Origin of the sequence: Mycobacterium colombiense (assembly GCF_001672755.1) — a bacterium.
Taxonomy (GTDB): domain Bacteria; phylum Actinomycetota; class Actinomycetes; order Mycobacteriales; family Mycobacteriaceae; genus Mycobacterium; species Mycobacterium colombiense_C.
On record NZ_LZKI01000067.1, the window covers coordinates 23,773 to 32,151 of the forward strand.

At 65.3% G+C, this 8,379-nt stretch carries 9 protein-coding genes; 7 read left to right on the plus strand and 2 right to left on the minus strand.

What is annotated here, in order from left to right:
* Positions 1-40: 40 nt before the first annotated feature.
* The 6 genes from A5708_RS08945 to A5708_RS08970 all read left to right on the plus strand — a co-directional run bounded on the left by A5708_RS08945 (position 41) and on the right by A5708_RS08970 (position 4,972).
* A complete protein-coding gene (locus A5708_RS08945; protein WP_065028279.1) occupies positions 41-520 on the plus strand; it encodes a nuclear transport factor 2 family protein in 480 nt (159 codons plus the stop codon).
* Positions 517-1,443 (plus strand): SDR family NAD(P)-dependent oxidoreductase, encoded by a 927-nt coding sequence (locus A5708_RS08950; protein WP_065028280.1) that lies wholly within the window; start codon positions 517-519, stop codon positions 1,441-1,443. The genes A5708_RS08945 and A5708_RS08950 overlap by 4 nt, the downstream gene beginning before the upstream one ends.
* Positions 1,440-2,381 (plus strand): alpha/beta hydrolase, encoded by a 942-nt coding sequence (locus A5708_RS08955; RefSeq protein ID WP_065028281.1) that lies wholly within the window; start codon positions 1,440-1,442, stop codon positions 2,379-2,381. The genes A5708_RS08950 and A5708_RS08955 overlap by 4 nt, the downstream gene beginning before the upstream one ends.
* 179 nt (positions 2,382-2,560) lie before the next feature.
* Positions 2,561-3,637 (plus strand): hypothetical protein, encoded by a 1,077-nt coding sequence (locus A5708_RS08960; RefSeq protein ID WP_065028282.1) that lies wholly within the window; start codon positions 2,561-2,563, stop codon positions 3,635-3,637.
* On the plus strand, positions 3,634-4,437 hold the full coding sequence (locus A5708_RS08965; RefSeq protein ID WP_065028283.1) for an SDR family NAD(P)-dependent oxidoreductase: 804 nt from the start codon (positions 3,634-3,636) through the stop codon (positions 4,435-4,437). Before A5708_RS08960 ends, A5708_RS08965 begins: the two co-directional genes overlap by 4 nt.
* A gap of 211 nt (positions 4,438-4,648) precedes the next feature.
* Positions 4,649-4,972 carry a DUF732 domain-containing protein gene (locus A5708_RS08970; RefSeq protein WP_065028284.1) on the plus strand — a complete coding sequence of 108 codons (324 nt, stop codon included), beginning with the start codon at positions 4,649-4,651 and terminating at the stop codon, positions 4,970-4,972.
* Positions 4,973-4,992: 20 nt separating this feature from the next.
* On the opposite strand, the gene A5708_RS08975 is transcribed toward A5708_RS08970, so the two are convergent.
* A complete protein-coding gene (locus tag A5708_RS08975; RefSeq protein WP_065028285.1) occupies positions 4,993-5,295 on the minus strand; it encodes a ferredoxin in 303 nt (100 codons plus the stop codon).
* Entirely contained in the window at positions 5,295-6,419 is a 1,125-nt protein-coding gene (locus tag A5708_RS08980) for a Rieske 2Fe-2S domain-containing protein (protein ID WP_065028286.1), read from the minus strand. The genes A5708_RS08975 and A5708_RS08980 overlap by 1 nt, the downstream gene beginning before the upstream one ends.
* Positions 6,420-6,520: 101 nt before the next feature.
* Here A5708_RS08980 and A5708_RS08985 point away from each other — a divergent pair, with 101 nt between their 5' ends.
* Complete coding sequence (locus A5708_RS08985; RefSeq protein ID WP_081292882.1) at positions 6,521-8,239, plus strand: 3-ketosteroid-delta-1-dehydrogenase; 1,719 nt, start codon at positions 6,521-6,523, stop codon at positions 8,237-8,239.
* Positions 8,240-8,379 lie beyond the last annotated feature (140 nt).

Sequence of the window (8,379 nt, forward strand, 5' to 3'; positions counted from 1 at the left end):
CCCGGTGTTTGCATGACCACACCGGGAGTTGACTGATGCCATGAGCAACGACCTCACGCTGTCCGACCTGCAGGAGTTTATCGCCGGGTTCTGGTACCACTACGACGAGGCACACTACGACGAGCTGGCAGCCCGTTACGCCGAGAACGTGCGCTACGTGACCCGAAGCGATTCGGGCACAAGCCCATTCGAGGAACTGATGTCGCCCGAATTGCATGGCCGCGCCGCCGTCATGGAATGGATGTCGAAACACCGCAAACAAAGTCCGTACCCGCTGCGCCACCATGCCACCAACGTTCACCGCACGGGTACCGATGGTGACGTCACGTACGCGCGGTTCTATATCTTCGTCAATCAGACCGCAAACTTCGTGCCGTTCGCGGTTTCCAGCGGCGTAGCGACCGTCGGCGTGCGCCGCGGCACCGGCGGGCTGGAGTTCACCGAGATGGACATTGTTCTCGACACCACCAACTCGGTCTTGCTCTCCGAGCTCACCGTCGACAGCGCCACTGGTTCGTGAGCGCTCGCGAAACATTCTCCGGCGGCGTCGCCGTCATTACCGGCGCCGGCGCCGGCATCGGTGCCGGACTGGCTCGACATGCCAGCCGGTTGGGGATGACGGTTGTGCTGGCCGACATCGACGCCGACGCCATCGCCGCGCTGCGCGACGAGCTCTGCGCGGCCGGAGGGGCAGCGCTGGATGTGGTGTGCGACGTTCGCGAACCCGACGCCGTGCAGGCGCTCGCCGAGAAGACCTACCGCGATATCGGTGCGGTACGACTGCTGGTGAACAACGCGGGCGTCGAACAGTTCGGCTACCTGTGGGACACACCCGTTCCCAACTGGAAGCGCGTCATCGACATAAACATCAGCGGCGTCTTCCACGGTGTGCGGGCCTTTCTCCCCAGAATGATGGCCGCCGACGAGCAGGCGTGGGTGTGGAATCTGTCGTCGGTCGGCGGGGTGGTGTCAATTCCGTTGCAGGCGCCTTACATCGTGAGTAAGCACGCGGTGCTGGCGTTGACCGAATGTCTACGTCTTGACGTTGAAACGGCCGGACACGGCCAGCACATTCACGTCCAGGCGGTGCTGCCTGGTGCGGTGGTGTCCAACATTTTCGAATCGGCGGGCGGCGTCGACGCCGACGGTGCGAGCGACCGTGCTGCGGCGGAGTCTCAGCGATCGGCGATGCTGGACATCGCGGCCGATGCCATGGATCCGCTCACCGCCGCCCAAGTGGTGTTCGAGCAGGCCGCCCAAGGGCGGTTCTATCTCCTCACCCAACCCGAATTCGTGGGGAATGCGATGCTCGAACGAGCCAATGTGCTTGCTGGACAGCGACCTCCAATGCTACGCACCAGAAGCCGTTTCGATCCCAAACAACGTCTCGATCCCAAACAACGTCTCGATCCCAGACAACATCTCGATCCCAGACAACAATGAATATTCCGCCCCTGGACCCCGATGCCGCTGCCAGGGTGGCGTCCTTGGGCCGCGTCGCGCCGATGCGGCAACGAGGTCTTGCGATGGTGCGCGATTCACTCGAATCAATGCCACTGCCGCCGATGCCCGACATGGCCGAAGTGACCGATCATTCCATCGCCGGCCCTGATGGCGAGCTTCCGCTGCGCATCTACCGACCGACCCGCGACGTCGATGCGCCGGCATTGGTGTATTTTCACGGTGGCGGCATGGTGCTCGGGTCCAACCATTCCTTCGAGCCGCTAGCCCGCAACATCGCGCAGTCGTCTGGTGCAACGGTGGTCGCCGTCGAATACCGCCTGGCACCGGAAGCCCCGCCGCCGGCACAGTTCGACGACGCGTTCAGCGCGACCGCATGGGTCGCCGCGAACGCAACCGAATTGCGGCTGGATCCAACCCGAATCGGGGTAATCGGTGACAGCGCGGGTGGCGCCCTGGCCGCGGCAGTCGCCCTGGCCGCCCGTGACCGAGGCGGTCCGCCCTTGTTCTGCCAGGTGTTGTTGTACCCGGCCGTGGATAGAGACATGACGGTGCCATCACTCGCGGCGCTGGAATCGGCGCCCATGCTGAGCCTCGACGACATCCATTACATGCACGAGCTGGCCGATGCGGGAACCGGCCCGCCCGATCATCCGTATCTCGTGCCGGCGTACGCCGCCAATCTGTCCCACCTTCCGCAGGCCATCGTGGCGACCGCCGCGGTCGATCCGATCCGCGACTGGGGAGAACGATACGCGGAGCGGTTGCGGGATGCCGACGTGCAGACCACCGTCACTCGTTATCCCGGTGTGTATCACGGCTTTCTGATGCGTTCAGAATCGGTGGCGCGTGCCGGCCTCGCGCTAGCCGAGATCGGTGCGCTGCTCAGGGCGAAGTTCGCGAATCCACTCCCGTTGTGAGACGGGCACATCGCGCCGTCCGTGCCCGAACCGCGAGCCGGCCGTGCCCGAACCACGACGAGGCCCCGTCGAGCGGGATTTTCCTCCCGATCACCGGACATGAGGTGCTCGTTGTCGTCCTCGCGCGGCGAGGATCGATCGCAGCAACATGACCGAGCGTCGCCCAGAAGGAGATCTCGATGCTGACTCACGAGCGGCGGATGGAGTTGTCCGACATCCTGCGCCCCGCCGCACCGCCCCGGGAAATCAGGGATGTCTACACCGACGATCAGAGGGAGCGGCTGCTCGACGTCGTACGCACCGAAGGCCCGTGGAAGCTGATCATCGCGCAACATTTCGCCTCCGCCGATGAACTGATCGCCACCATGAGTGGTGCGTTCCCCGAGGGATTCACGCCATCGCTGGACCTCTTCCTCACCCCGACGTTCCGCGGCTACCTGGCCAACTACGGCGCGGCGCTGTACCCGCAGCTACACGATTGCTTCTACAACGCGCGATTCCTGGAGATGGCCAAAAGCTACTGGAACGCCGAGTACGCCAAACCACAGCTGATGCTGTTCAACATCAACGGGCCGTGCGCCAATCGTGATCCGGGGCACCTGGATTCGCCAAGTTTCCGCGGCGTGCGGCACGAAAACGCGCCGACCTGGCTCAGCAGTGTGATGGGCAAGTCCGGGCTTTTCAAGGATTACCTGATCAAGATGGCGCAGGTAATCACCTGGTTTTCGCTGGATGGCCGTAGTGGATTCACCTACTGGCCGAACGGGCCACTCAAGGCGCCCGAGCGAGTCCTGCCGCCGATCCACAACCGCGGCGTCGTGGTGCAGAACGAAATGATGGTGCACCGCGGCGAGGCGAACGGCCCACTAGAACAACAGATTCCGGTCGGCTTGGCCTTCGACACGGTGTTCACCGGAGATCCTGATGACGACGACCACTGGCTGCTGAAGAACGGTGAAGATGTGATCGCGCGCCACCGCACGGACGAGCTGCGGTTCCTGGTGCACTGGTCGGCCGAGGTGTTCTCCGATCTCGACGAGCTGAAGAAGAACATGGAGGGTTCGGACGACCTGACCGCCGAGCGGGCTATCGACATGATGGTCGACGACCTCAATAGCAGAGGGATCAGGCTCGACATTCCCAGTGAACCGCTGCATGACGCGGCTTTCATCGGCGCGCTTAACGCCGCCTACGATCTGGGGGGCCCCGCCGTTTATCCCGAACAGGCGCCGATCAGCACTTTCGAGCTCGCATGATCGAAAAGGCATGCCCACTAAAGCGTTTCACGGATCGCCGGGTCGTCGTCACCGGTGCCGGTTCCGGGATCGGACAGGCCACCGTGGCGCGGATCCTCGACGAGGGTGCCACAGTCGTCGCGTACGACGTCTCCTCTGCGGGACTGGCGCACACCGCGGCACTTGCCGAAGACGCCGGCACCGGTGAACGACTGACTACCGCCGTTCTCGATATCTCGTCGGAGGATGCCGTCGCCGCAGCGGTCAGCGCGGCGCTGGCCGAGCTCGGCGGCCTCGAGGTACTGGTCAACGCGGCTGCCATTCAGCGCTGTGCCAATACCCACGAGCACACACTGGCCGACTGGAACGCCACCCTCGCGGTCAATCTGACGGGCACCTTCCTCATGACGCGCCAGACGCTGCCGGCGCTGCTGGCCTCAGGCCGTGGCGTGGTGGTCAACTTCACCTCCACTGCAGCAACATTCGCCCATCCCTACATGGCGGCCTACGCTGCCAGCAAGGGTGGAGTGCTGTCGTTCACGCACTCATTGGCGCTCGAATACTCCAAGCAAGGGCTGCGCGCGGTCAATATCCAGCCGGGCGGAGTCGCCACCGCGCTTGCGTTGTCCACCCTGGACAAGATGCCGCAGGGATACGACCTCGGGCTGTGGGCCAAACAGACTCCACTGCTGCACGGCAGGGACACCGAAATCCTGGGGGATCCCAGCGCGGTGGCGTCAGTGATCGCCATGGTGGCTTCCGACGACGGCGCGTTCATCACGGGCACCGAAATCCGCATCGATGGCGGCGCGCACGCCTGAGGACGGCTGTCACTATGAAAGTACACAACGAGATCGCGACTGACCGAGCAAGACCGCCGGGTGACGAGTGTTTGCAATATCGACTTGATACCGGATGCGACGGCCGATAATCGGAGAACGCAGTCACGAATGCGGCAAAATCGAGGCGAAACAGCCGAAGCGCCGATTCCAGCCACCGGATTCGGTTCCAGCACACTCCAGGAAGCGCGACATGGTCAACCGTCTGCTATTCGCTCTGGCGGCGGCATCGGTCGCCCTGCTGGCAGCGGCGCCGCTGGGCCATGCCGACACGACCGACCAGAAATTCCTGGCGGCGCTGGAGGCGCAGGGCATCATCGACCAAGCCTCGGCCGGACACGCGATCGAAGCCGCCCACTACGTCTGCGCGCGACTCGACACCGGCGAAACGCCCATGGAGGTGATGCAGGACGTGCTGGCCAGCAGCGGTTTACCCGAGTTTCACACCGGTTTCTTCGTCGCCCAAAGCATTTACTCCTACTGCCCGCGGCACAAGGATGAGATCCCTCGGGGATAGCGGCACCCCTGGCCCCCGAATTACTCTAAGGTGCCGTCTTTCTCGTCGACGACGGACAAATCCCCATGGCGCACGGCGTCCAAAATCGACGCGCTCAGCGCCGAGCACACCAGGAAGACGCCCCGACTCCCCGGTCTGACGATCCTCTGCGCGTCGGCGCGCTCGGCGCACCGGGCCGTCGCCTCGGCGTTCCACTGCACACTGGTCTGATTCCAGCTGCTCTTGCGGGCCAGCACCCGCGCCCCACAGTTCCGGCACACGACCGGCACCATGGGCATCTCGTCGAGCCGATTGTCCTTGCGCACCGACGATTCCAGCGTCATCAGGCCCGGGCCGCCATGTTGGCCTGGACCTCTTTCATCCACGCCTCATACGGCCGGGTGGTGTCGAGCTCGAATTCGAAGCGGTCCACCATGTCCGGTTGCACGTCGGCCGCATCGACGTAGAACTGCTGATACCAGCGCCGCAACTGGTAGACCGGCCCGTCCTCTTCGACCAGCAACGGGTTGTCGATGCGCGCCTTGTGCCGCCAGATCTCGACGTCCTGCTCGAAACCGAGCTTGACGTAGTCGCCCAGTTTGATCGCGGTCCGCATCGCCTCATCACCGGGCATCGCCTCCGACTTCTTCACGATGATGCCATATTGCAGCACAAAGGAATTCGCGTCGATCGGATAGTGGCAATTGATGAGGATCGTCTTCGCGTCGCCGTACTCGTAGTGGTACGTCAGGTCGTCGATCATGAAGGACGGGCCGTAGTAGGACGCCACCGAGGTGTTGCCCAGCATCTGCGCGCCTTCGGTGCCACCCATGTCGGGGCGGCCCTCGCCGTTCATGTACTGCGTCGCGACGTGCCCCTCGAAGATGTTCTTGAAGTAGGTCGGCAGTGCGCCGTGGATGTAGTAGAAGTGCGCCATATCCACCACGTTATCGATGATTTCGCGGCAGTTGCTCTGCACAACGGTGCTGTACCAATGCCAGTCGGTCCACTGGTCACTGGTGGCACCCTCGATCCGTGGGATCGTCACCTCCGGTGGCGGCGGCTTGCGCTCCGGGTCGTTCCACACGAACAACATGCCGTCCTGCTCCAGCGTCGTCCACGCTTGCGTGCGCGCCAGTTTGGGTGCGCGCCGGCTGTAGGGCACCTGCTTGCAGCGACCGTCGCCACCCCAGCGCCAGTCGTGGAACGGGCAGGCGATCTCGTTGCCCTTGACCTCGCCCTGGGACAGGTCGCCGCCCATGTGACGGCAGTAGCCGTCGAGCACGTTGATGGTCCCATCACCGCTGCGGAAGACGACGAGCTTCTGCCCGAAGGCGTTGATCGCGTGGGGTTTGCCGTCACCGAAATCCCTGGTCAGCCCCAGGCAGTGCCAGCCGCGGGCGAACCGGGTCGGCGCGGCATGCGCTTCAATGAACCGAATCTGGTCGGCCTCGGTGTGCGACGTCATGGGCCTGATTCAACTCCCCCGGACCCGTCCGCGGGGCCCGTTGTTCCACTCATCAGGACGGCTCTTCCTGTGTCGCGGTGCCGCGGCCTACCGTTTTGGAGGTGACGACGCACAGCGCGACGATTCCTGCCGGACTTCCCGTGGCCGACACCGCCGTCGACCTGCTCGTCGTCGGCTCCGGTACCGGCATGGCCGCGGCGCTGGCCGCCCACGAATTGGGGCTGTCGGTGCTGATCGTGGAGAAGTCGTCGCACGTGGGCGGCTCGACCGCCCGGTCCGGCGGCGCGCTGTGGCTGCCGGCCAGCCCGGTGCTGACGGAGGCGAATGCCGGTGACACCGCACAGCGCGCCGGGACCTACCTGGATTCGGTGGTCGCGGGGTCGGCGCCCGCGCAGCGGTCGGCGGCGTTCGTGGCGCACGTGTCCGCGACGGTGGACATGCTGCGCCGGACGACGCCGCTGCGGCTGTTCTGGGCCCGCGATTATTCCGACTACCACCCGGAGGAGCCGGGCGGCAGCGCGGCCGGGCGCACCTGTGAGTGCTACCCCTTCGACACCTCGCTGCTCGGCGAATACCGCACCCGGCTGGAGCCCGGCCTGATGGAGGTGACCGTCCCGATGCCGACGACGGGCGCCGACTACCGGTGGATGAACCTGGTGGCCCGGATGCCGCGCAAGGGAATTCCCGTCTACGGCAAGCGCCTGGCACAGGGTGTGGGCGGCCGCATGGTGGGCCGGCGCTACGCCGCGGGCGGCCAGGGCCTGATGGCCGGGCTGTTCACCGGGGTGCTGCGCGCCGGCATCCCGGTCTGGACCGGCACCACGCTGGCGCGCCTCGCCGGCGATGGCGACCGCGTGACCGGCGCCGTCGTCGAGCACGGCGGGCGCCAGGTGACGATCAGCGCGCGGTGCGGCGTGGTGCTGGCCACCGGCGGCTTTGACCACCGCATGGACATGCGGTGGAAATTCCAGTCGGAATCGTTGGGCGCCAACGTGAGTCTGGGCGCCGCCGCCAACACCGGCGATGGAATCCGCGCGGGCCAGGATATCGGTGCCGACACCGATCTGATGGATCAGGCGTGGTGGTTTCCCGCCGTCGCGCCGCTGCCCGGAAGGGCGCCCGCGGTGATGCTGGCCGAGCGCTCGCTGCCGGGCTGCCTGATCGTGGATCAGCACGGACGTCGGTTCGCCAACGAAGCCGCGGATTACATGTCGTTCGGGCAGCGAGTGCTCGAGCTGGAACGCTCCGGCAGCCCGGTCGAGGCGATGTGGATCATCTTCGATCAGCAGTACCGCAACAGTTATGTCTTTGGCGCCGAGCTGTTTCCGCGGATGCGAATCCCACAGGCATGGTATGACGCCGGCATCGCCGTGCGGGCCGACAACCTCACCGATCTGGGCGCCAGCATCGGCGTTGGAGTGTCGGAGTTCTTTGCGACCATGACCCGCTTCAACCAAAACGCCGCTGCCGGTGAGGATCCCGATTTTGGCCGCGGCACCAGCGCCTACGATCGCTACTACGGGGATCCGACGATCAAGCCGAACCCGAACCTGCGCCCCTTGGTCAACGGCCCGTTCTACGCGGTAAAGATGGTGCTGTCCGACCTGGGCACCTGCGGCGGGCTGAAGACCGACGAGCGGGCGCGGGTGCTGCGCGAGGACGGCGGCGCGATCGCCGGGCTGTACGCGATCGGCAACACCGCCGCCAACGCGTTCGGCACGACGTATCCGGGCGCGGGGGCGACGATCGCGCAGGGGCTGGTGTACGGCTACATCGCGGCGCGGGAGGCGGCGATCGCGAGCGCGGCGCAGCCGGGCTAAGCGGATCGCCGCCATCAGCACTAGGCGAGCTATGACGTGTCTGGCGCCTCCGGGCTGTGGTCTTCGTCGTCTCCGTCGCGGAGCAGTTTTTCGGGGTGATGGAAGGTGTTGATTCGCGGTTGGCCTCGGTCCAGGTGTGG

Coding starts and splice junctions, on each gene's coding strand:
- A5708_RS08945 (WP_065028279.1), top strand. CDS start 41: ATGAGCAACGACCTCACGCTGTCCGACCTGCAGGAGTTTATCGCCGGG.
- A5708_RS08955 (WP_065028281.1), top strand. CDS start 1,440: ATGAATATTCCGCCCCTGGACCCCGATGCCGCTGCCAGGGTGGCGTCC.
- A5708_RS08960 (WP_065028282.1), top strand. CDS start 2,561: ATGCTGACTCACGAGCGGCGGATGGAGTTGTCCGACATCCTGCGCCCC.
- A5708_RS08965 (WP_065028283.1), top strand. CDS start 3,634: ATGATCGAAAAGGCATGCCCACTAAAGCGTTTCACGGATCGCCGGGTC.
- A5708_RS08970 (WP_065028284.1), top strand. CDS start 4,649: ATGGTCAACCGTCTGCTATTCGCTCTGGCGGCGGCATCGGTCGCCCTG.
- A5708_RS08975 (WP_065028285.1), bottom strand. CDS start 5,295: ATGACGCTGGAATCGTCGGTGCGCAAGGACAATCGGCTCGACGAGATG.
- A5708_RS08980 (WP_065028286.1), bottom strand. CDS start 6,419: ATGACGTCGCACACCGAGGCCGACCAGATTCGGTTCATTGAAGCGCAT.